Origin of the sequence: Comamonas thiooxydans, assembly GCF_002157685.2 — a bacterium.
GTDB lineage: Bacteria > Pseudomonadota > Gammaproteobacteria > Burkholderiales > Burkholderiaceae_C > Comamonas > Comamonas testosteroni_H.
In genome coordinates, this window is sequence record NZ_AP026738.1 from 3,475,072 (window position 1) to 3,497,636 (window position 22,565).

Below are 22,565 nucleotides of genomic sequence, written 5' to 3' on the forward strand. Positions count from 1 at the left end.
AGTTTCAGAAAATGCCTGGGAAACAGTAATACCCTATTCGCTAATATTTTCCAGCAAATGAAATCTACACAAAAATATGCTTTGAGCATTGTTATTGGTGGATGGTGCGCTATTGAAGAAATAGCGCTTGTTGAAAAATTCTTACAGTGTTAAAAAAAGTAATCTTTAATTCAATTAGATTTCTATTATTTCGTTTTAAAAAATAGAGGGTTTTCATCTATTCTTTCTTTGACGCCTGAAATAAATACCTATTTATGTTGTGAAAATTTGTAAAAATATTAACTATATTATTCCTTATTGCTTTTCAATAGATTTTTACAGGCTACCGTTTTATTTTTCAGGAGGTTTTTCTCACTTTTCATTACACAGACGGGTGTCACCATGTACCTCTCCGACTCGCCCAAGGGGCCGTACCTTGATGCAGGCAGCACCGAAGTCACCTCCTCTGTCCTGGGTTACACGTGGCCATCCGACATGAAAGGTCAGAAGAGCCAGCCAGTTCGGGTTTTCTTGGCAGATGAAGACAGGCACATCAGGAGCGTGATCGCGCAAGAGCTTATGCGTGATCCCAGGACTATCCTGGTAGGGCAGGCTTCCAGCTACCGAGAAGCGCGCAAGGGCATCTTGGCGCAGGAGTTCGATGTGCTTCTCGTTGACTTGTCTCTTAGCGAAGGACAAGGGGCAGATTTGCTGGAGCTGGTCCAATTGAGAATGCCCAATGTGTTGAGTATCGCAATTTCCTCCTGCGAAAAAGACGACATCGCTATGGATGCTTTCAAAAAAGGTGTCGTAGGATATTTTTTGAAGAATTCATGGCTTGGGAGTTATTCGCAGGCTGTACTGGAAGTGGCCAATGGCGGAGCCTCCATATCTCCAATTGTTGCGAAAAAAATTCTTCCCAAAATATTTAAATACTCCGAATCCGAGGAAAGCCCTCTTGAAAACAAGAAATTCGAGAAGCTGACTGATAGGGAAAAAGAAGTTTTACTATTAATTGCTCAAGGAAAAAGAACCCATGAGATCGGGGACTACATGAAGATTAGTGCATTGACTGTATCAACGCATGTCAAAAATATTTATCGAAAGTTGCAAGTCAGGACTAGAGCGCAGGCTGTTAGGCATGGGGTACTGAAAGGCATCATTTGAATCAATCACAGATGAAATCGTTCAGCGGTAAGGCTTGCTCGAGGCTTTCAACGAGTGAGCTGAACTGGGCTGGACTGTGAGGTTTCGGCCGAGTGGAATCAGCCGTGGCTAAAAGCCTTTGCTCACTGGAACCAGGCCAGGTGCTAGGAGATATTGACCACGGTGTTCGGATACCACTCGGCAATCGTCATTGCCGCGTGTGCATGGGCCAGTCTCCAGTGGTCTGCCGACGTACTGCCGGGTTGATCGGGCAGTTCGATATGTCGGTCGGCAGCCCGGATAGCAACCCATAGACCGCTGCTCCAGCTATTGTTAAGCGGTGGCTTATGGAGTGCTGGCGAAGTAATCACAATCACTCTCTTGCCCGCCGCTCGTGCGTAGCCGATTTCAACCAAGGTGCCATAAGCTTGCAGGTCTTCGAGATACGCCACAACGACATCCGCCCGTGAGATGCCTTGAAGAGCACCACGATATGCGGCGTTCCGAGCCCTGTCGAGCACAGCAGAGGTGGCCTCAAGCATGTGTCCATCATGGGTTTCTTGGGCTTTCCACGGCCCTGAATACATGAATCTCGTGCGCGTTCCATGGAAGACCATTTCTTGCGGCGGTGCGATCAGTATGTCTTCAGCGCCGGGCTCGCCCAGAGCATTGAAGCTGGAAACGTCGAAGATCCGCCAGCAGGAGATATCGTTGTCCTGCTTTCTATTGCCCTCAGTTGCACCCATTTGGCCCGCCATGTAGATGAGCGGGAGTGTGAGATTGGCTTGGCGAGTTGCTTTGCTGTTCTGCAGCCAGTTTTCGATATCCGCTTCAAACCAGCCATTGCTTCTGTTGCTCATCGGCGTGGGTAGAGGGAATTTTTCCTGCCGCAAGAGCTTGTAGAGCATTGATTTTGACAACGCTGTACGCTCCAAGACCTCCGCCGTAGAGATGACATTCCTGCTAAAGCCTGATGTGCTCTCGGTAGACATATTGGCTCTTAAACCCTAACACTCGATGTGTGTAATGCAGTTAATCTTTGCGCACTAAGTGTTGGTTGTTGATAGAGGTTTTCAATGTAGGCGAGACTCTGAAGCACATGTCAAATTCGTACGTCTTGTATTTTAAGGAAACTCCGTTTGCTTCAGGCTTCATCTCTACCCTGCTAGCATCTGGCCGACTCCTAGGGTGCAAACGACTAGCTTGTCGGCCTGTCGCAAAGCCGCAGTTTATTCATTCCGATGGCGGCGACCAATTTCCAAACTGGACGGTCAGGGAGTGCTTCAAATCTGCTATGGGTGCCCAACCTGAAGAGAGCAAGATCGTGCATGCGTCCTTCCATTTGAAGCCCTACACGCAATGCTCTGGAGTGGCAGCTTCTTAATCTAGCCCGATCTCCATGGCTGGCGATTGACGGTAATGCGTGGAGCCTGCAATGTGCCCCTCTCGAGTTGACAGGTTTCACAGGGGGCGCCGCTCCAGGGGCGGACCTTCAACTCGTCTGAACGATAAGCGATGGGCAATTGACGCAGTTTTCTGATAAGCGGCCACCTGGCGCAACAGGAAACTTACCTTCCCAGCTCTATCGGACTGCCGTAGCGCACGCAGGCACGCAAGTCGCTGGCTGTTTGCAGTCGTTCAACCTAGTGGCGATGTGCAAAGCAGGCATCACTAAAGCACTTAGCTGGACTCCCCTATGTATCAAAAAAATCACTGAACTATTTGCATGATCGGCAGTTGCAGACTGGTGCTGGCGATCCCTGGCCGTCGGTCAAGATAAGCCAACGTCGTGTTCCATTTTGTGTTCGTGAGAGTTCAACCCAGCTCCCCTGGGTTCAGACCTACACTTGTGTTAATACTCAAGTCTGTAGTCCGCCATTAGATGTATGGAACGTTTCACTATCTCCCTTGATGACCGACTGGCCCAGGAGTTTGACGAGCACATTGCCGCAAAAGGCTATGGCAATCGCTCTGAAGCTGTCCGGGACATCCTTCACGTGCATCTCGCAAAAGCTCGTGAAACCCAAAACGTTGAGGGTCCCTGCATTGCCTGCCTCTCCTATGTTTACAACCATCACGAGCGAGACCTCTCGGACCGGTTGGCGCGGGTTCAACATCAGCACCACGAGTTGACGATCTCCACCACCCACGCCCATCTCGATCACGACAACTGCCTAGAGACTGTGCTTTTAAAAGGTTCTGCTCAAGCGGTACGCCGTTTCGCGGAAAGCATCATGGCCGAGCGTGGCGTGCACCATGGCAGCATTAACATCGTTGCACTCCCCGAGCAGTCGCACCACCATAGTGCAGATCATCATCACCACTGACCCAAGTTAGGGCTGTCGTCCAAGCTTCGTGCTAGGCAATGCTTGGTCAGAACGATTGGTATGAAGATTGCTAGATCCTTCTTACACAGAGGAGGGATCATGCAAACAATGCTTCAAAAGCCCCGCAGCGTACTGGCACTTGCACTAGTCGCCGCATTCCCCGCTCTCGGATGGGCTCAATCCGTTCCCCACGAATCAACAGCACAAGGTACGGAGCATCCCGAGCTGGCCACAATCGAGGTCAAAGGCCAAGCGATGGCGGATGCGTCAGCGGCATACTCCACGACCACCATCGAAAACGCCCAGATCAAGGACCTGCATATCAGCGAAACCAAGGAGCTGTTTCGCCATGTGCCGGGGATGAATGTCCAGAACTATCAGTTGCCAGGGGTTGCGGATGGCATCGTGATGCGTGGGTTCGGTGGCGGCGGTCATGGCGGTGATATTGGAGCGGCGCTGGATGGCATCCCGCTCAATGAAGCGATGTCCCATGCAGATGGCTATGTTGATTTCAACGTCATCATTCCGCTGGAAATCGACCGGCTCACGGTTTACAAAGGGCCGGTATCGCCGTTGTATGGCAACTTCAATCGCTCGGGTCTGGTTGCCATCAACACTCGCAAAGGTGGGGTGTACAACGACCTGGATCTGCGACTGGGCTCACACTCGACGTTTGATAGCCAATGGGCATTGGGTCGCCAGCTGGAAAATGGCGATGACATCAATTTTGCGGCGCAGCATGCACGCAGCAACGGCTTTCGGCCGCAATCGGATGCCGAACGCAGCACGGTCTCGGGCCGGTGGCGTCATAGTCTCACGAGTGATCTTGAGGTCGTGCTTTCTGGCCGCCTGCACCATGCCAACGGCAACTCGGCCAGCTACATCACTGAGCCGCAGCTCAAGACTGATCCCTATGGCATCGATCCGAGGACCCAGAACGATGGCTCCAAAAAGAATTTTGGAACGCTACGCGCTGATGTGAATTACACGCTCTCGCCGCAGGTCAAGCTCCTGAGCTTTGCGTATTTGACGCGCCAAGACTTCACACGCTGGTTCACCAGGCCCACCAGCAGCGGCTGGAAGCAGCGAGAGGAATCCTACGATCGCACGGTGTTTGGAGCGGGCACCAGCTTGAACGGTCACAGTGATGTGGCCGGCCAGCATGTCAACTGGGTTCTGGGGCTTGAGACCTTTCGTGAAAGCACCGATTACGAGTATTACGACGGCACCAACAACCGAATTCGCACAAGCCCCGCCATCAACGACAGACAGAGCAAACTCAACAGCCTTTCTGCCTTTGGCGAGGTAGAAGTGCCTCTGCACCGACTATTGACGCCAACCCTGGGAATGCGCTGGGATCGCTTTAGTGGCGGCTGCAAGCTACTGGGTCCGGAAACGGGCTCCGACCCCTGCGGCCCACTGGCCAAGATGAGTCATGCCAGCCCCAAGGTGGGCGTGAAGTCCGAAGTGCTGCCAGGCGTTCTGCAACTGAGAGCCAGCTGGGCTGAAGGCTTTGCGCTGCCAAGCACCTTTGCCAAATATGCCCTGGGCGCGTCTGCGGTGAGCCCCAACGTTTTCAAGCAGACTGAAATTGGTGCTCAGCTGACTCCTTTGCAGGGTGTCTTCCTGGATATTGCTGCCTACCGGCTCAACTCCAGTGACGAAATTCGTGCCGTTGCCCCCGGCGTGTATGAGAACTACGGAGCCACGCGGCGTACCGGCATTGAAGCCAGTGCGTTCTGGTCCGTGCACCGGACTCTGGATCTGGCAATGACCTACGGAAGTGCCAACTCCAAGGTCACTGAAAACGGTACTGCCAGCCTGGTCGGAAATCGTGTCGCTGGTGTGCCCAAGTACACCGGCACTGTCAGTGCCACCTGGAAGCCCCTGGCTCAATGGGCCGCGACAGTGACCTATCGCAAGGTTGGTAACTATGCAGTCGATGCCGCCAATACGGTGACTTATGGCGGCTACAACACCTGGGACCTCGGCGTGAGCTATACAGCGCGAGGCAGCCAGAACTACCGCATCTATGCACAGATCGCCAATCTGGCAGACAAGGCCTATGCGACAACAGCGTCGGTCATCGGAGGTACCCGTCTCTATGCACCTGGTGCACCGCGCACATTGAGTGCTGGTGTTCAGTACCAGTTTTGACAAAGCACGACTGGCAGCATTCCCGACACAGGCGAACCGATCGAATAACTCTCATGACCGTAAGTCTGCAAGGAATGTCTATCCGTTCAGTTCAGGGATTTCTGAAATTACATACATAATGCGGCCATGCATCTTCTGCGCACCTCTCCACTACTGCTACGCCTCGTTCTGGCGTGGTTTGTTGTGGTTTTGGGTGTCGCGGTGGCATCGCCTCTTGTCCATCCAGTCTCCATGCAGTTGGTGTGCTCTGCGGGAGGCAACGTCACGGTCGTTGCTGTTGATGACGATGGTCGGCCATTGCAAGCCGGTCAGCACACTCTAGAGTGCTCGCTTTGCCTTCCGGCAGCCTTGCCATTGCCTATTGTCCAGGCGATGCTTGGGGCAAACCAGCTACCTGCTCATGTGCCTCAAGTCGCAGCGGCTGCCAGTCTTGCAGCCCGAGTAGGTGCACCACTTCCTCCACGCGGCCCGCCATCTCCGACGTTGGCTTGAATCCGCAAACAACCAAGCTACGCGCTTGGTACTGAGCTGCGCCTGCCTATCGTGCAGTGCCATCGCATCGGCTCTCCGCACGCCTTTTGTGCATGCATGAGTGAGCGCACTTAGTCTCCATATTCAGTTCCCATAGCTTCGGTGCTCGCATTTTTGCGAGTACCGCTACCTCTACGCGACGCTTTCTATGCATGTGCCATGCAACGAGCGATGAGGTAGCTGATTCAAAAAGAGTCTGTTATGCATAAAAACGCCTGTCGCCGGCGCAGCGTCCTCGTATGGGGAGCTCTGTCTGTTACTGCGGCGCTCGCCGGTTGCTCTGATCAAAAAGTGACGAGTTTCCACGGCCTCAATGTCACCGGGTCGACTTACGGACATGACTTCCGCTTGAAAGACCCAGAGGGACGAGAACGCACGCTTGCTGACTTCAAGGGCCAGGCGGTGATGATCTTTTTTGGCTTCACACAGTGTCCTGACGTTTGCCCTACTGCCCTGTCGCGGGCGATAGAAGTCAAACAACTTCTCGGCCAGGACGCGGACCGTCTTCAGGTGATTTTTGTCACGATCGATCCCGAGCGCGACACACCGCAAGTCTTGAAGGAATACACAGCGGCTTTCGACCCCAGCTTCCTCGGCCTGTATGGGGACTTGGAACGAACTGCCGCTACAGCCAAAGACTTCCAAGTCTTCTACAAAAAGGTGCCCACTGGATCGTCTTACACCATGGACCATTCGGCACTGACCTACATCTACGACCCGGCTGGAAAGCTACGTCTTGCAATGCGCCATCAGCAGACCGCTCAAGAGTTTGCTGAGGACATACGCCAGCTTCTTCATACCGCCTAAGGCCCATCTCTCTCAAACCACACCAAGGAGATCACTATGAAACTCGCCATTCGCTCTCTTGTCGCCGCAGCCGCGCTGATCGCAGCAGCCGCTGCCCAGGCCCAAGTCACTGTCAAAGACGCCTGGGTAAGGGCCACGGTTCCTCAGCAAAAGGCTACTGGTGCCTTTATGCAACTGCAATCAACGAAAGATACCAAGCTGGTCTCTGCGAGCTCACCCCTCACGCCCAACGTTGAGGTGCATGAGATGGCAATGCAGGACAACGTGATGAAGATGCGCCAAGTGCCTGCAATCGAGCTGCCTGCGGGCAAGGTTGTAGAGCTCAAGCCTGGTAGCTATCACGTCATGTTGATGAACCTGCAAAAGCCTGTCAGCGTGGGGGACACCGTCTCCCTGACCTTGAGCTTTGAAGGCAAAGATGGAAAGCGCGAGACAGTCGAGGTTCAGGCCCCCGTGCGACCGCTCAATAGCAACGCAGCTCCTGCCAGCCACGGCGGCCATACACACTGATTGAGGCTGGTCTCAGCCAAGTGCTAGGGGTTTCATCCCACGCCGTCCCCTATCCGTAACTCAATAGCCGTGCTCTTGCCACTTCCGCTTATCAGCCATGCTTCCTGGCGCACTCGGTGCGTCAGGTTGGTCATGCTCGCGCTGATCTGGGGGTGGCTCGCGGCACCGCTGGCTCAGGCCATGGGCTCCTCCGGGGGAAGCTGGGTCCAGGTATGCACCAGTCTCGGCACTCGGTTTGTACAGCTTGATCACGACGATGGCAGTCTGGCTTCAGAGGACGGCAAACCCGCCCCTTCTGCCTCACCGTCCGCTGAATGTCCGTATTGCCGTTTGCACGCCAGCCTCGCGCTACTACCGGTTGTCGTCCAGATGCCGGAGGTTTTACGTCCTACCAATGTGCTTGCGCCGGCACCCGTAGCGACGATTGAGCTTCCCGATCCGCCCTGGCAACCCTCATTGCCGCGCGGACCTCCACCAACGATTTCTGCTTAGACCACCCGACTCAAGCTTGCTTGTGCCGGCGCCGTTTTTCGTGTGCTCCCCAAGGAGCCTGAACAGAAATCACTATGTATTCTTCTCTTTCTTCGCCCCTTCCGCTGGGCATTGCCTGTGTTTTTGCTTGCTCTGCGCCGGTTGCCGGTGCTCAGCCTGCAAGTACACCGTCTTCAAAACAAGCCAATTCAATTGCCGCTGGCAGCGATGAGTCATCACAGGCCCAGCTTCCCACTGTGACCGTGAATGCTCGCCCAGTGGTTGAGGAGTTGGAGCTCGACCCGTTCTCCTCCAGCTCCGCCGTCATTACGCAAGAGCAGCTGCGCGATCAAAATGCCGTGGACTTGGCGTCGGCACTGCGGCGCACGCCCGGCGTTCAGATCTCGCGCTACAACCCGGTCGGCGCTTTCGGCGGCGACCAAGGTGGTGCTGTCTACATTCGAGGCATGGGCGTCAGCCGTCCAGGCAGTGAAATCAAGACCTATATCGATGGCGTACCGTTTTACATGGGGCTGTGGAGCCATCCGTTGCTGGATTTGCTGCCGGCCAATGGCATGCAGGCCATCACCGTTTACAAGAGTCCTCAGCCTCAGATCAACGGCAACAACTTTTCCTCCATCAACCTAGAGACTCGCCGCGCCACAGAAGATGGGGTGCAAGGTGATGCACGAATTTCTGCCGGCTCCTATGGCACTGTCACCGAGCAGGCGACGCTGCTGGGCAAGAGCGGCAACCTGGATTGGAGTCTTGCCCAAGGATTTGCGCGTTCTGATGGCCACCGCACGAATGCAGACGGCCAGCTGAGCAACCTCATGGGACGCATCGGCTATCGCTTGGATAGCAACTGGTCCATTGCAGCCAGCTTCCTACATGTGGACAACAAAGCCCGCGACCCTGGTGATGCGCGTCTTGCCGCTCCGGCTGTAGCGCCTCAGTACAACACCAAGGCCAGCATGCTCAGCACCTCGGTTTCCCATGAGCATGGGGATTGGCGCGGCGAGCTCAAGTTCTACAGCAGCCAGGGACGGGGCGATTGGCTCAACCAGCCGGCACCGGACGGCGACAGCATCAACAAATTCCGGATGAGTGGCCTGCGTTGGAAGGAGCAATTTTCCCCATGGAAAGGCGGGAGCGTCATTGCCGGCATCGACCACGATCAGATCTCGGGCGATGCCACGTTCAGGCGCATATCCCCTGCTCCCAGCGGCTACTTCGATGCGCCGACATTCAGGATCACCTCGCCATATATCGGGCTCAGTCAGGACATTCCGCTGTCAAGTGCATGGAGCCTTGTGCCTTCTGCCGGATTGAGACTTTACGAGCATAGTCAGTTCGGCAACAAGACTGCGCCACACGCAGGTTTGTCTCTCGCCTCGGAGAGGCTCACGTTCTATGCCAATGTCTCGCGTGGCATCAACTACCCGGGCCTGGAAACGCCGCTTCTGGCGTCTCTCATCCCGGCACTCGGCTCCACCTGGAAGCAGCTATCAGCCGAAGAAATGGATCATGCCGAAGTGGGATTCAAATGGACTGCATCGGATTCCACGCAATTCGATGCCAGTGTGTTCCAGGACAAGGTGAAGAATCGGTATGTCTTCGGTTTCCCGCCTAGCCTGCCTCCGCCTCCCCAGTTCATCAATCTTGGTAGCTATCGGATGCGCGGCATGGAATTGTCAATGCGACAGGCGCTGGGCAAAAACTGGTCTGGCTTTGCCGCGATAACGCTGCTGGATCCCAGTATCGATAACTTGCCTTACAGCCCTCGTCGTGCACTGACGATTGGCGTGAACGGCAAAGCGGGCCCGATACGTATCGCCTTTGACGCGCAGTATCAATCCCAGGTTTGGGCACTCAGCCGCGCGCGGGCAGCGGATGCTCTCAATACCGAGAAAGTAGGCTCTTTTGCCGTGGCGAATTTGCGCATGGCTTATCCCTTGCCGGCGCTTGGCTCCAAGGGTGAAGTCTTCCTGGCACTAGAGAACCTGTTCGATCGAAAGTACGCGTACCGCCCAGGCTATCCCATGCCGGGCCGGGCCGCACAAATCGGCCTTGCTGCCAGCTTCTGATTCCGACCCAGTGCATAGGAACACACTCATGAATAGATTCACATGCAAAGGCTTGGCCTTGGCCCTTTGCTTTGCCACGGCCCCAGGGTTGCTAGCGACTCAGGCGTTTGCAGCAACGCCTGCTTCCTCGTCTGCCGAATCCACCGAGTCAACTGCGATTCAACGCGCGATGAAGGATATCTGGGACAAGCCTGATTCGAGACTTGAAGTGGCCCCAGTCTCCATCCTGGGTTCGCATGCTGTTGCAGGATGGATCCAGGGCAGCCGCGGTGGACGTGCTTTGCTCAAGCGCAACGCTCATGGCCAGTGGACGGTTGCCGCATGCGGAGGCGATGGTCTCAAAGACCCCAAGATGCTTGAAATGGCTGGCTTGTCAGCAACTGCCGCAAGCCAACTGGCGTGGAACGTGGCACAAGCCGAGGCTGCCATGACACCCAAGCAACGTGCGCTGTTCTCCTCTTTTGACGGGATGGTCCAAATGGACCCGCATGGTGCTCACCCTGCGCACTCGACTGGAAACACTCATTGAAATGAACTGGAGCTGCAACTGACCAACTGCTTCATCCATTGGCATTTGCAGCTTTCCTCACCCTATTTGGCTTAACGTGACTCTCGCTCGATTCCCACTTTTTCAACGTCATCCAATTGCTTTTGCGGTTGCGATGTCCCTCACTTCCGCTGTTGGTGCCCAAGGACTGGTCGCAGGCACGACAGGCGATTCCTCTTTAACCCTTGGCACCGTCAACGTCAGTGCCAGCGCCTCAGGCCCTCTGTCCGCACGCAATGTATTTAGCTCCGTGGACATCCTGGGCGCGGATGTATTGGCCAATGAGCATGTCGACTACAGCTGGGAGCTGATGTCCAAAGCTCCAGGCGTCCAGGTCACGCAGTTCAAACAAGGCACCGATGCGGGCCGATTTTCGTTTCGCGGCTTTAACGGCGAAGGCCGTGTCAATGCAGTGAAGCTCCTCATTGATGGCATCCCGAGCAACGATAACGCCGGGGGTATGCCGTTTTTGGATGCTGTCTTTCCTCTGGACATCGAGTCCATAGAAATTGTTCGCGGAACCAACGACGCCCGGTACGGCTTGAACAATATTGCCGGAAACGCCAACGTGATCACCCGTACTGGCGGCAATGAAGGACGAGCCAGCATGACCGTCGGCAGTTTCGGCACCAAGGAGTTTCAGCTTTCCAAGGGCATTGAAAGCGGCAACTGGAGCCAGAACTATTTTCTGGCTTGGCGCGACTCGGACGGCTACAGAGATCATGCCGATGCCCGAAAGATCTCGATGTCAGGCAAGTGGTTCTATACCTCTGACGATGGACGCTGGAGAACTGGCGTCATTGCGCGCTACTACCGCAACAAAGCGCTGGAGTCAGGCTACCTCAGCTATGACGAAGCCATGAAAGCACCGCGCAGTTCGCCGGCCTATGCAGCGGCAGACCGCGGAGAGCGCGAAACAGGTCAACTGAGCGCCCATCTCGATGGAGAGCTGACACCAGAGCTCTCACTGGCTGCCAAGCTCTATGTGAATCAGTACCAGAACCAGCGCTGGGTTCGTTTTTCTGCCGCTGGCTCACAACAAGAGCGCTACAACGACGAGCAACAGCAAGGGGCAATAACCACCTTGACCTGGCGCCCTAAAGTCCAATGGGCGCATGAGTTCACACTCGAAGGTGGACTCGACGCGCAATGGCAAAGCAATGTTGGCCAGCGCTTTCGCACGACAGAACGTATCAGAACATCACAGTTTCGCGACTGGGACTTCGACCTGAATACTCAGGGTGCGTATGTTCAAGCGGTGATCCGGCCCATTGAGTCACTCAAGATTATTCCTGCATTGAGGGTCGACAACGTCGATGGAAACTTCACCGATCGCCTCACAGGGGCTAGCTATCCAGTTCATGACTATGGACTGATCAAGCAGCCAAAAATCAGCGTGGCCTACACGCTTAGTTCCCAAGCCAGCGTCTATGCCAACTGGGGGCGCACTTTCCAGATCGGCTCTGGAATCGACGCTTATCGTACGCAGCAGCGCAACCTCAAACCGTCGATCAATGACGGTTGGGAGACAGGAGTGAAGTTTTCGCCCCTACCCTGGCTCAACGGCCGAGTGGCTTACTGGGAGCAACGTGCGTCGGGCGAAGTGGCACGAGTGCTGGGTGTCGATGGGCTGCCCGACCCTGGAGGTCTGGGCAACGTGGGTAAGACCCTGCGCAAGGGGTTTGACGTCCAGTTCAACATGAAGCCGAATGCGCAAACCATGGCCTGGGTTGCCTACTCGCATCAATCGGCACGTATCACTGCGCCTGACCCTAGTGCACCAAACACCTTGGGCAAAGAAATCGAAAATGTGCCGCACTACTTGCTGTCGGCCGGTGTTGACTGGCAAGCGACAGATCGAGTGAAGCTGTCTGCCTGGGGAAATGCGCAAGGGGACTACTATCTCGAGCGCACCAATACTCAAGGCCGAGCGGGAAAATTTGCGGTACTGAATCTAGGCGCTTCGTACCGCTTGGATGACAAGACAGATCTTGGGTTACAGCTCAAAAACGTCACCAACCGCAAGTATGTCTATGCGTGGTATGACAGTGGTTCGTCAGGCTACTCGCCTGCTGATGGCCGCGGGATTTACGCTAGTTTGAATGTGAGGTTCTAAGTGTCTAGCGTCCATCTCAACGTCGAGCAAAAGCCAAGTGACCAGCGCCTTGCGAGCGATCTGTATAGAGCCGTATGGCGATGGCATTTCTATGCCGGATTGCTTGTGCTGCCATTCCTCATTTGGCTCGCCATCACCGGAGGAATCTATGTCTTCAAGAACCAGGTCGATGACTTTTTTCATCATGAGCTGAAGTCCGTCACGCATGCATCGAACCAGGCGCTTCCAGACGGTCAGCTAGCAGCTGCCGCGCTAGCGGCACATCCTGGCACCCTAGTGAGGTACACGCCGCCTCCAAACTCAGCGCGCAGTGCCGAAGCGCTCATTGCCACCAATGACGGCGAGCGACTCTCGGTATTTATCGACCCCTACAGCGCTCGTGTCTTGGGTGCCTTACCTGACGGAGGCAGCGTCGCGTGGACTGTGCGAAAACTTCATAGCCTGAAATACTTTGGCTCCGTCGCACGCGGTGTGATTGAAATCGCCGCAGGATGGTCCATCTTGCTGGTCCTCACTGGAATTTATCTATGGTGGCCACGAGGCCGCAGTGGCGGCGTCATCTCTGTGCGTGGCAAACCCGCAAAGCGGATCTTCTGGCGTGATGTACATGCAGTGACCGGCCTGTTCGTAGGCGGCATATTGCTATTTCTTGCCGTCACAGGGATGCCATGGTCGGTCTTCTGGGGGGCAAAGGTCAATCAATGGGCCAACGGACAGAACTACGGATACCCATCGGGTGTTCGAGTGCAAATCCCAATGTCCGAGGTCAAGCTGTCTGAAGGGGACAACGCTGCTTGGTCACTGCTTCAGGCCAAGGTTCCTCAATCCGGCCACGAAGTGCACGAAGGGCATGATCAGTCTTCAGCAATGGCTGCCCCCCTCGCAACAGGGTTGCCGCCTGCATTGACGCTTGATCAAGCTATTGCAATTTTCAAGACTTCGGGAATCTCAACAGGTTACGCCGTTCAGTTGCCCAAAGGCAGCAAAGGCGTCTATACAGCCTCGGTATACCCTGAGGACATAAGCCACCAGAGAGTGATTCACCTCGACCAATACTCCGGTCGCCCATTGCTAGACATGTCGTTTGAAGACTATGGACCGGTTGCCAAAACTCTGGAGTGGGGAATCAACGTGCACCTGGGGCAAGAGTTCGGTGTTTTGAACCAGGCACTTCTGACCGCAGCTTGTCTGGACATCATTTTGCTGTGTGTGAGTGCCGCGGTTATGTGGTGGAAGCGAAGGCCGAGTGCAGGACTGGGAGTACCTCCGCTACCAAATGAGCGAGGTGTCTTACGGGGTGTTCTGGCAATGCTCCTTCTGGGAGGTGCACTGTTTCCGCTCGTTGGGCTGTCGTTACTGGTGATTGCCTTGACCGACAGGATTGCGTTTTCTTCAAGCAGTTCACAGAGGGCGGCCCGCTGAATCGAGTGTGATATCAGCTGGAGTCGAAATTCAGCGACATCTGGTCTAGCTAACGGCAATCGCTCAGTTGGTACTCAATTTTTGCGCCTGTTACATGGCTAATCGCGTGGTTTGAGGCGTTTCCGGCCAATCACGACTATCGCTGCACCCCAGCTATCGGTCGTCAAAGCGCCGATGACTTTAATCGGTTGATTGCCGACCAACACGAACGACCGCGCATGGGTACCTCAGGTCTGTGGCTCTGTCCCATAAAGTCTGCCACTGGCTGACTGACCGCTGATTAGCCCGAAGCAGTCGCCTGTGAGAGTGCGGCCAAGGACTGCTCCTGGCCGATCTGCGACTGTCGCCGAACGACTGTGGATTCAACCCAGTGCAGACGCTCAGCAACATGGGCCGAGCGACGGCAATGCGGCGATAGCTGCCAACCGAATCTATGACATGAAAGACTGCTCTCGGCCGATTAGCAGCCGTTTAAGGAATCGCATCGAAACATCTTTGCAAAGTCGGAAGTCGTTTAGGAAAAGCTGGTCGATTCAAAGATTCTGATTCGCCTGAAATAACTGACAAAAGATCTGCGCTATGCAGGTATCTCTTCAAAATTTATGTAACAGGTGATAGATTTGCGGACCTTTGACTCTTCTATAGGAGTCAAGTGACAAAGCTTGAGGGCTTTGTTCTCAATTCCTCGTCTTGCGAGCTGCTTTTCATCAAGTGGCTCAATTGCTTGCCATTGGCATTCCCTCAACATTCGACGTGGCCCGTGAGGCTCGGCAATGTGTGAGCAATCGTCAAGGTCGAGGCCTACGGGTTCGGGTTGTTCCCCCGACTCAGCAGGTGGCGTGCCTCATGCACACGCGGCCTGTAAACCTAACGCCCTCCATGGTCATGGGAGCGCGGTTTATGACTTCCACTCACGATGATAAATCACGGCAGAAGACGATTCTTCAAGCTGTGCGGCGCGGCTGCTGCTGGCGCCACTGCTGCATCCTTGGGCTTTGCCCCATCCGTGGCGCAAGCCACTCTTCCCCGCCAGTACAAACTACTGCGCGCCAAAGAAACCCGCAATAACTGCACCTACTGCTCAGTGGGTTGCGGCATGTTGATGTATAGCCTGGGCGACGGCGCCAAGAACGCCAAGGCCAAGATATTCCACATCGAAGGCGACCCGGACCACCCGGTGAGCCGCGGCTCTCTGTGTCCCAAGGGTGCAGGCGCACTGGACTATATCCATTCCGACCAGCGCCTCAAGTACCCAGAGGTGCGTGAAGCCGGTACCAACGAGTGGAAGCGCATCAGCTGGGATGAGGCCAACGAGCGCATCGCTCGCCTGCTCAAGGACGACCGCGACGCCAACTTCATTGAGAAGAACGACAAGGGCCAGACCGTGAACCGCTGGCTGTCCTCCGGCATGCTGGCGTCTTCGGCCGCATCCAACGAAACCGGCGTGCTGGACTTCCGCTTTGCGCGCGCGCTGGGCATGGTGGGCTTTGACTGTCAGGCCCGCTTGTGCCACGGCCCCACGGTGTCTGCCCTGGCGCCTTCGTTTGGGCGCGGTGCAATGACCAACCACTGGGTGGACATCAAGAACGCCAACGTGATTCTGGTCATGGGCGGCAACCCCGCTGAGGCCCACCCCGTGGGCTTCAAGTGGGCCATCGAGGCCAAGATCCACAACAAAGCCCACCTGATGGTGGTCGATCCGCGCTTTAACCGCACCGCCTCGGTGGCGGACTTTTACGCGCCGATCCGTGCAGGCTCGGACGCCGCCTTTTTGATGGGCGTCGTCAACTACCTGCTGCAAAACGACAAGATCCAGCACGAATACGTCAAGGCCTATACCAACGCCAGCCTGATCGTGCGCGAGGACTACAGCTTTGACGAAGGCCTTTTCAGCGGCTACGACGAAGGCAAAAAGAGCTATGACAAAACCAGCTGGAACTACGAGCGCGATGCCCAAGGCCATGCGCTACAAGACCTGACGCTGCAACACCCGCGCTGCGTGCTTCAGCTTTTGAAAAAGCATGTGGAGCGCTACACGCCCGAGATGGTCAACACCATCACCGGCATCAAGGTCGAAGACTTTTTGCACGTGTGCGAGCAACTGGCCAGCACCTGCGTGCCGGACCGCACAGCCACCTTCCTCTATGCCCTGGGCTGGACCCACCACACGGCCGGCGCGCAAATCATCCGCGGCGCGGCCATGATCCAGCTGCTGCTGGGCAATATCGGCATGGCCGGCGGCGGCGTCAACGCGCTGCGCGGCCACTCCAACATCCAGGGCTATACCGACCTGGGCCTGCTCTCGACGCGCCTGCCCGGCTACCTGAACCTGCCCGAGGACAGGCAACAGGCCATAGAGCAGTACCTGGCGGACGCCACGCCCAAGGCCGACCTGCCCGGCCAGGTCAACTACTGGAAGAACACGCCTAAGTTCTTCGTCAGCCTGATGAAGGATCTGTACGGCGAGCACGCCACGCGCGAGAACAGCTGGGGCTACGACTGGCTGCCCAAGTGGGACCGCAGCTACGACATGCTGGCCTACTTTGACCTGATGTACCGCGGCAAGGTCAACGGCTATATCGCCCAGGGCTTCAACCCCGTGGCGGCCATGCCGGACTCGGGAAAGATCCGCGACGCGCTGTCCAAGCTCAAGTTCCTAGTCGTCATCGATCCGCTGCAGACCGAGACCTCCACCTTCTGGAAGAACCACGGCGAGTTCAACGACGTCGATCCTGCCCAGATCCAGACCACGGTGTTCCGCCTGCCATCGTCTTGCTTTGCCGAGGAAAACGGCACCATCGTCAACTCCGGCCGTTGGCTGCAGTGGCATTGGGCGGCCCAAGAACCACCGGCGGAGGCGCGCCACGACGGCCGCATCCTGGGCGGCATCTTCATGAAGCTGCGCGAGCTGTACGCCAAGGAAGGTGGCGCCAACCCCGCGCCGCTGATGAACATGCGCTGGGACTACCACAACCCCTACGATCCGCACCCCGAGGAAGTGGCCAAGGAGACCAATGGCTATGCGCTGGCGGACCTGTTTGACGACACGGGCAAGCTGATCGCCAAGAAGGGTACGCTGCTGTCCGACTTCGGCATGCTGCGAGACGACGGCACGACATCGAGCTACTGCTGGATTTTTGCTGGTTCATGGACCGAAGCCGGCAACCAGATGGCCCGCCGCGACAACACCGACACTGGCCATGGCAACACCCCTGGCTGGGCCTGGGCCTGGCCGGCCAACCGCCGTGTGCTGTACAACCGCGCCTCGGCCGATCCGGCAGGCAAGCCCTGGGATCCCAAACGCCAGATCCTGCATTGGGACGGCAAGAAATGGGGCGGCTCGGATGTGCCCGACTACCCGCTGACGGCCGCACCGAACAGCGGTGTGAGTCCCTTCATCATGCAACCCGATGGTTTGGGGCGCCTGTTCTCGCTCAAGGGCATGAACGACGGCCCTTTCCCCGAGCATTACGAGCCCACCGAAAGCCCGATTGCGGCCAACCCGCTGCATCCCAAAGTCAGCAAGAGCCCGGTGGCGCGCGTGTTTGCCGACGACGCCGCCCGCATGGGCTCGCGCGAGCAGTTCCCTTATGTGGCCACCACCTACTCGATCACCGAGATGTTCCGCCACTGGACCAAGCATTCGCGCTTGAACGCCATCGTCCAGCCTGAGCAGTTCATCGAGCTGTCCGAAAAACTGGCCGAGAAAAAAGGCATCCGAGCCGGCGATGTGATCCGTGTTTCCAGCAAGCGCGGCCATATTAAGGGCAAGGCCGTGGTGACCAAGCGCGTGATGACGCTGCAAGTCAATGGACAGGAAATCGAGCAGATCGGCATTCCTTGCCACTGGGGCTATGAGGGGGCGACGCGTAAGGGCTATCTGGCCAACACGCTGAGCCCTGGCATTGGCGATGCCAACGCCCAGACCCCTGAGTTCAAGGCCTTTTTGGTCAACATCGAAAAGGCATAAGGCGAGCACCCATGACTATGCAATCCCAAGATATTGTGCGGCGCTCGGCCACCAACGACCTCACGCCCGCCGCCCGCGCACGCGACCACAAAGACGATGTCGCCAAGCTGATCGATGTAAGCATCTGCATTGGCTGCAAAGCCTGCCAGGTCGCTTGCAGCGAATGGAACGATCTGCGCGACGACGTGGGTGAGAACTTCGGCGTGTACGACAACCCACGCGACCTCTCGCCCCAGAGCTGGACGCTGATGCGCTTTGACGAGCATGTCAACGAACAAGGCAAACTGGAATGGCTGATCCGCAAGGACGGCTGCATGCACTGCGAAGACCCAGGCTGCCTCAAGGCCTGCCCGCAACCCGGCGCTATCGTGCAGTACGCCAACGGCATCGTTGATTTTCAGTCCGAGCATTGCATCGGCTGTGGCTACTGCGTGGCCGGCTGCCCCTTCGATGTGCCACGTATCAGTAAGGAAGACAACAAGGCCTACAAGTGCACGCTGTGTTCCGACCGCGTGGCCGTGGGTCAGGAGCCGGCCTGCGTCAAGACCTGCCCCACCGGCGCTATCAGCTTTGGCACCAAGGACGACATGCTGCTCAAGGCCGAAGGCCGTGTGGAAGAGATGAAGACCCGGGGCTTTGAAAACGCCGGCGTCTACAACCCGCAAGGCGTGGGCGGCACCCATGTGATGTATGTGCTGCACCACGCCGATCAGCCCGAGCTCTACCACAAGCTGCCCAAAGATCCCCAGATCAGCAGCGTAGTGCAGGGCTGGAAAGGCTGGTTCAAGCCACTAGCAGCACTCGGCTTCGTGACTGCCTTGGCAGGAGCTGCCGCTCACTACATCACCACCGGCCCCAACGAAGTCGACGATGACGATGAGGAGGGTGATCACACATCCACCTCGAAGGGAGAGAAGGCATGAAAAAAGACCGCATGATTTTGCGCACCCCCTTACCTGACCGTTTGTGCCATTGGGCCATGGTGGTGTGCTTCTTCCTTGTCGCTATGTCAGGGCTGTCCTGGGTGTTTCCCAGCTTGAACTGGCTCAATGGCGTCTTCGGTACCCCACAGATGGCGCGGGTCTTACATCCCTTCTTTGGCATTGTGGTGTTTCTGGCGCTGGTCTATTTGTTTGTCCGGTTTGTGAAATACAACCTGTTCGTCAAGGAGGACCGCATCTGGGCAGACAACGTCAAGTCCGTCATTGCTGGCGATCACCGCAAGCCACTGCGTATTGGTAAGTACAACGCAGGCCAAAAATTCCTGTTTTGGGGAATCATGACGCTGATCAGCGTGCTGCTGCTCACAGGTCTGGCCATTTGGCGTGCCTACTTTGCTCACCTGTTCCCCATCCCTGTGCTGCGCATTGCGTTACTGCTGCATGCGGTTGCAGGTGTTGGACTGATCTTACTGATCATCGGCCACATCTATCTGGCTTTCTGGGTCAAAGGCTCCATCCGTGGCATGGTTACGGGCTACGTAAGCCATGCTTGGGCACGTACCCATCATGACCGTTGGCATCAAGAAATCAGCAACAAAAACGCTGAGAACAAGGCAAAAATCAAAGGAACACGATGAGTATTCAAATCGTTCCTGAATCAGAACGCTCACCTGGAGTGGGGGAGATCGCGGCCTTGCAACTTCCCTCCGCCAAGCTTCCCTACACACAGCGATCCAGCCGTCTGCAAGCACTTGCACAGGATCATGCGATGGCGGACTATCTGCTATGGGCAGCGGACCTCGTCAACGCACAACAGACCACCGCGCAAGCTCTACCTCTGCCAGAGGAGGAAAGCCAATATCTTGGTGCTGCCTTGCAGCAGAGCAAGAAAGCGCCATTGAACTCGGCCAAATGGAAGCGATCTGTTCATTGGCAAGCACTGCTGGAACAGTTTCTGGTGCAACTGACCGAGCAGCCGCGCATGCATACCAGCGCGGTACAAAAGGCACTGCAAAGTCTGCAGTCTGCAGACGTCAAGCAGCGCGATGTGTGGGCAGATGCCCTGCTCACCGCGTTGCGTGGCGAAGAACTGGCTGATGTTGCATCATTGCCGGAGCCTGGTATTGCACAGTTGTTGTGGTGTGCGTTGTCCATGTACTGGCGCCAGCTAAGCAGCCAGTTGCCAGCGTCTGGGCAGGCGGAAATGGGTGACCTCAACCATCTCTGCCCCGTGTGCGGCCATGTTCCTACTGGCAGCCTAGTACAAGGTGGTGCTCAGGCTGGTCTGCGCTACCTGCAATGCAGTTTGTGTGAATGCCAATGGCATGTGGTCCGCACTACCTGCACCAACTGTGACAGCACGGGTGCTTTGGACTACTGGTGCTTGGAAAGCGAAAAAGCGCCAATCAAAGCAGAGAGCTGCAATGGCTGCCACACCTACCTGAAAGCGTTCTACCAGCAGCTGGATCACCAGCTTGAACTCATAGCCGACGATTTGGCTAGTCTTGCCCTTGATGCTGAAATGGAAGAAAAAGAGCTAGCACGCAGTGGGGTCAACCCATTGATGTTGCCTGCACTCAATGTTCCAAGCTAGGCAACACAGACTCCTCCAAGTGACTTGGCTATCTTGAGGAGAGACTAACAGCCCATCTGCAGATAGCTCTGCGATGGGTTGTGTCGGCAGACTTGGTTCGTCCATCCTCAACCTGACAGTTTTTAAGCCATGATTAGACTTGCGACGAAGCTTCCAACGCAATGACTACTCCGAGCATCAGCAGTCATTCGGATTTCTGCTGCGTGCGGCTGCAATCAGGTGTGGATTCAACTGGTCAATGCAACACAATGACTGCCACTGGCGCAAGGAGTGTTGGCATGAAGCAAAGACCGCGGATTTACTACACCGAAGCTCAGAAAGCCCTGATGTGGGATCGCTGGAAAGCTGGCGATACCTTGCACGAGATCGGCAAGCTGTTTGACCGACCACACACCTCCATTCACACCATCTTGAGTGCGACAGGTGGCATCCGGCCACCAGTGAGGCGTCGGTCTCGCTGGGCATTGACCATGTCTGAGCGAGAAGAAATCTCTAGGGCGTTGGCCGCAGGTGAATCTATCCGCTGCGTTGCCGGCCGCTTGAAACGAGCTGCGTCGACCATCAGCCGCGAACTCCTGCGCAATGGAGGCAAGACTGGCTATCGAGCAGCCAAAGCGGATGAGGCAGCCTGGACGCGAGCACACCGCCCCAAGACATGCAAGTTGGCCAGCAATCCTGCATTGGCTCACATCGTGGCGGTTAAATTACAGAGTCAGTGGTCGCCCGAGCAAATAGCGGGGTGGCTCCAACGCACTTACCCCGGCGAAAAGGATTTGCAGGTGTCTCACGAAGCCATCTACCGCACGCTCTTCGTCCAAACACGCGGGGCCTTGAAGAAGGAGCTTCTGGAGCACTTGCGGCGCACTCGGGGGATGCGTCGCTCACGCCACTACACCCAGAAAACCCCCATCCATGGCCGGATCGTTGACGCCGTGCCCATCAGCGAACGGCCAGCCTGCATCGAGGATCGGGTAGTGCCGGGGCACTGGGAGGGTGATCTGTTGTTCGGCGATGCCTACAGCCAGATTGCCACGCTGGTGGAGCGACACACCCGCTACGTGATGCTGGTCAAACTGGTGGACAAGGACTCCTACACCGTCGCTGCGGCACTGGCCAGGCATGCACAGACCTTGCAGCAAGAGCTCTACCGTTCCTTGAACTGGGACCGGGGATCGGAGATGGCAGGACACAAGCGATTCACCGTGGCCACCGACATCCAAGTCTACTTCTGCGATCCGCAGAACCCATGGCAGCGCGGAACGAACGAGAACACCAACGGGCTACTCAGGCAGTACCTGCCCAAGGGCATTGACATCTCGGGCTACTCGCAAGAGGAGTTGGATGCGATTGCGAGAAAATTAAACGAGCGGCCCAGAAAGACCTTGGGATACAGAACACCGGCTGAGATGTTTAACGAATGCGTTGCATCGATCGGTTGAATCCACAGCCTGAAGCTGACTTCTGATTTCCAGGTCGGCTTTGCAGCGATTGCTGCTGCTCATGGCCTCATCCTCTCCGTCGTTTGCGGATTGTTCAGGGTGAAATAATTCAGACACATCGATGCCGATGAATCGATTTAGCTTGATATTCCTCTCTGGCCAGCCAGTTCAGAATATCGGAACGAGGGAATAACGGCTTTTTATTTCCGCCGAAGTAGATCGGAGCTGGATAGCGTTCGGGATACATGGCCCTGCGGTTGGCCAGTGTTTTCGGGGTGACTCCGATCAAGAGCGCAAGGGCATCTTGGTCCATATAGGCCACCGCAGGCAGCTCTTTCTCCAGCCGCTGGCAAATGTCGTCGAGCAACGCGTCGCCAACCAGAATGGTGGCATTGGCTGCAGGAGTTTCAGATTGAATAATTTGGCGATTGCCGTACCACGCGTTTTCCAGATTCATGTTTTCTCAAAAAAATTTCTCTGAAGTTATTTTTCACAAAAAATGGCAAAAATTTTCTGGAGCT

At 56.1% G+C, this 22,565-nt stretch carries 17 protein-coding genes; 15 read left to right on the forward strand and 2 right to left on the reverse strand.

Features of this window, described 5'->3' with window-relative positions:
• Positions 1 to 381: 381 nt before the first annotated feature.
• Positions 382 to 1,146 carry a response regulator transcription factor gene (locus CTR2_RS16080; RefSeq protein ID WP_087084548.1) on the forward strand — a complete coding sequence of 255 codons (765 nt, stop codon included), beginning with the start codon at positions 382 to 384 and terminating at the stop codon, positions 1,144 to 1,146.
• 143 nt (positions 1,147 to 1,289) lie between these two features.
• On the opposite strand, the gene CTR2_RS16085 is transcribed toward CTR2_RS16080, so the two are convergent.
• Complete coding sequence (locus tag CTR2_RS16085) at positions 1,290 to 2,117, reverse strand: AlpA family phage regulatory protein (protein ID WP_087082702.1); 828 nt, start codon at positions 2,115 to 2,117, stop codon at positions 1,290 to 1,292.
• Positions 2,118 to 3,011: 894 nt separating this feature from the next.
• Between CTR2_RS16085 and nikR the strand changes: the two genes are divergently transcribed.
• The 14 genes from nikR (at position 3,012) to CTR2_RS16150 (ending at position 22,044) form a co-directional block, all read left to right on the forward strand.
• The gene (gene nikR / locus CTR2_RS16090; RefSeq protein WP_087082700.1) at positions 3,012 to 3,452 is read left to right on the forward strand and encodes a nickel-responsive transcriptional regulator NikR; all 441 of its coding nucleotides are present in this window, start codon (positions 3,012 to 3,014) and stop codon (positions 3,450 to 3,452) included.
• A gap of 99 nt (positions 3,453 to 3,551) precedes the next feature.
• A complete protein-coding gene (locus CTR2_RS16095; RefSeq protein WP_087082698.1) occupies positions 3,552 to 5,609 on the forward strand; it encodes a TonB-dependent receptor in 2,058 nt (685 codons plus the stop codon).
• Between the two features lie 732 nt (positions 5,610 to 6,341).
• Positions 6,342 to 6,947 carry an SCO family protein gene (locus tag CTR2_RS16100; RefSeq protein ID WP_087082695.1) on the forward strand — a complete coding sequence of 202 codons (606 nt, stop codon included), beginning with the start codon at positions 6,342 to 6,344 and terminating at the stop codon, positions 6,945 to 6,947.
• Positions 6,948 to 6,983: 36 nt separating this feature from the next.
• The gene (locus CTR2_RS16105; RefSeq protein WP_087082693.1) at positions 6,984 to 7,457 is read left to right on the forward strand and encodes a copper chaperone PCu(A)C; all 474 of its coding nucleotides are present in this window, start codon (positions 6,984 to 6,986) and stop codon (positions 7,455 to 7,457) included.
• A gap of 132 nt (positions 7,458 to 7,589) precedes the next feature.
• The gene (locus CTR2_RS27580; protein ID WP_140401010.1) at positions 7,590 to 7,949 is read left to right on the forward strand and encodes a DUF2946 family protein; all 360 of its coding nucleotides are present in this window, start codon (positions 7,590 to 7,592) and stop codon (positions 7,947 to 7,949) included.
• 74 nt (positions 7,950 to 8,023) lie between these two features.
• Positions 8,024 to 10,015: a TonB-dependent receptor gene (locus CTR2_RS16110; protein WP_087082689.1), complete on the forward strand. Its 1,992-nt coding sequence runs from the start codon at positions 8,024 to 8,026 to the stop codon at positions 10,013 to 10,015.
• Positions 10,016 to 10,043: 28 nt separating this feature from the next.
• Positions 10,044 to 10,544: a copper uptake system-associated protein gene (locus CTR2_RS16115; protein ID WP_087082687.1), complete on the forward strand. Its 501-nt coding sequence runs from the start codon at positions 10,044 to 10,046 to the stop codon at positions 10,542 to 10,544.
• Positions 10,545 to 10,677: 133 nt separating this feature from the next.
• Positions 10,678 to 12,678 (forward strand): TonB-dependent receptor, encoded by a 2,001-nt coding sequence (locus tag CTR2_RS16120; RefSeq protein WP_176391626.1) that lies wholly within the window; start codon positions 10,678 to 10,680, stop codon positions 12,676 to 12,678.
• On the forward strand, positions 12,679 to 14,100 hold the full coding sequence (locus CTR2_RS16125; protein ID WP_087082683.1) for a PepSY-associated TM helix domain-containing protein: 1,422 nt from the start codon (positions 12,679 to 12,681) through the stop codon (positions 14,098 to 14,100). It begins immediately after the preceding gene.
• 916 nt (positions 14,101 to 15,016) lie between these two features.
• Positions 15,017 to 18,070, forward strand: a complete 3,054-nt coding sequence (gene fdnG / locus CTR2_RS16130; RefSeq protein WP_217896234.1) for a formate dehydrogenase-N subunit alpha — start codon at positions 15,017 to 15,019, stop codon at positions 18,068 to 18,070.
• Positions 18,071 to 18,081: 11 nt separating this feature from the next.
• Positions 18,082 to 18,993 carry a formate dehydrogenase subunit beta gene (gene fdxH / locus CTR2_RS16135; protein WP_046462336.1) on the forward strand — a complete coding sequence of 304 codons (912 nt, stop codon included), beginning with the start codon at positions 18,082 to 18,084 and terminating at the stop codon, positions 18,991 to 18,993.
• Complete coding sequence (locus CTR2_RS16140; RefSeq protein ID WP_087082681.1) at positions 18,990 to 19,649, forward strand: formate dehydrogenase subunit gamma; 660 nt, start codon at positions 18,990 to 18,992, stop codon at positions 19,647 to 19,649. The genes fdxH and CTR2_RS16140 overlap by 4 nt, the downstream gene beginning before the upstream one ends.
• Positions 19,646 to 20,605: a formate dehydrogenase accessory protein FdhE gene (gene fdhE / locus CTR2_RS16145; RefSeq protein WP_087082679.1), complete on the forward strand. Its 960-nt coding sequence runs from the start codon at positions 19,646 to 19,648 to the stop codon at positions 20,603 to 20,605. Before CTR2_RS16140 ends, fdhE begins: the two co-directional genes overlap by 4 nt.
• Before the next feature lie 278 nt (positions 20,606 to 20,883).
• A complete protein-coding gene (locus CTR2_RS16150) occupies positions 20,884 to 22,044 on the forward strand; it encodes an IS30 family transposase (protein WP_087084546.1) in 1,161 nt (386 codons plus the stop codon).
• 109 nt (positions 22,045 to 22,153) lie between these two features.
• Here the strand turns inward: CTR2_RS16150 and CTR2_RS16155 are convergent, their stop codons facing one another.
• Entirely contained in the window at positions 22,154 to 22,501 is a 348-nt protein-coding gene (locus CTR2_RS16155) for a hypothetical protein (RefSeq protein WP_087082677.1), read from the reverse strand.
• Between the last annotated feature and the right edge of the window lie 64 nt (positions 22,502 to 22,565).

Excerpts from the sequence above, each read along its gene's own strand:
- CTR2_RS16150 (WP_087084546.1), top strand. The coding sequence starts at position 20,884 with ATGAAGCAAAGACCGCGGATTTACTACACCGAAGCTCAGAAAGCCCTG.
- CTR2_RS16120 (WP_176391626.1), top strand. The coding sequence starts at position 10,678 with ATGTCCCTCACTTCCGCTGTTGGTGCCCAAGGACTGGTCGCAGGCACG.
- CTR2_RS16085 (WP_087082702.1), bottom strand. The coding sequence starts at position 2,117 with ATGTCTACCGAGAGCACATCAGGCTTTAGCAGGAATGTCATCTCTACG.
- CTR2_RS16110 (WP_087082689.1), top strand. The coding sequence starts at position 8,024 with ATGTATTCTTCTCTTTCTTCGCCCCTTCCGCTGGGCATTGCCTGTGTT.
- fdxH (WP_046462336.1), top strand. The coding sequence starts at position 18,082 with ATGACTATGCAATCCCAAGATATTGTGCGGCGCTCGGCCACCAACGAC.
- fdhE (WP_087082679.1), top strand. The coding sequence starts at position 19,646 with ATGAGTATTCAAATCGTTCCTGAATCAGAACGCTCACCTGGAGTGGGG.
- CTR2_RS16100 (WP_087082695.1), top strand. The coding sequence starts at position 6,342 with ATGCATAAAAACGCCTGTCGCCGGCGCAGCGTCCTCGTATGGGGAGCT.
- nikR (WP_087082700.1), top strand. The coding sequence starts at position 3,012 with ATGGAACGTTTCACTATCTCCCTTGATGACCGACTGGCCCAGGAGTTT.
- CTR2_RS16095 (WP_087082698.1), top strand. The coding sequence starts at position 3,552 with ATGCAAACAATGCTTCAAAAGCCCCGCAGCGTACTGGCACTTGCACTA.
- CTR2_RS16140 (WP_087082681.1), top strand. The coding sequence starts at position 18,990 with ATGAAAAAAGACCGCATGATTTTGCGCACCCCCTTACCTGACCGTTTG.
- CTR2_RS16115 (WP_087082687.1), top strand. The coding sequence starts at position 10,044 with ATGAATAGATTCACATGCAAAGGCTTGGCCTTGGCCCTTTGCTTTGCC.
- CTR2_RS16105 (WP_087082693.1), top strand. The coding sequence starts at position 6,984 with ATGAAACTCGCCATTCGCTCTCTTGTCGCCGCAGCCGCGCTGATCGCA.
- CTR2_RS27580 (WP_140401010.1), top strand. The coding sequence starts at position 7,590 with ATGCTCGCGCTGATCTGGGGGTGGCTCGCGGCACCGCTGGCTCAGGCC.
- CTR2_RS16080 (WP_087084548.1), top strand. The coding sequence starts at position 382 with ATGTACCTCTCCGACTCGCCCAAGGGGCCGTACCTTGATGCAGGCAGC.
- fdnG (WP_217896234.1), top strand. The coding sequence starts at position 15,017 with ATGATAAATCACGGCAGAAGACGATTCTTCAAGCTGTGCGGCGCGGCT.
- CTR2_RS16155 (WP_087082677.1), bottom strand. The coding sequence starts at position 22,501 with ATGAATCTGGAAAACGCGTGGTACGGCAATCGCCAAATTATTCAATCT.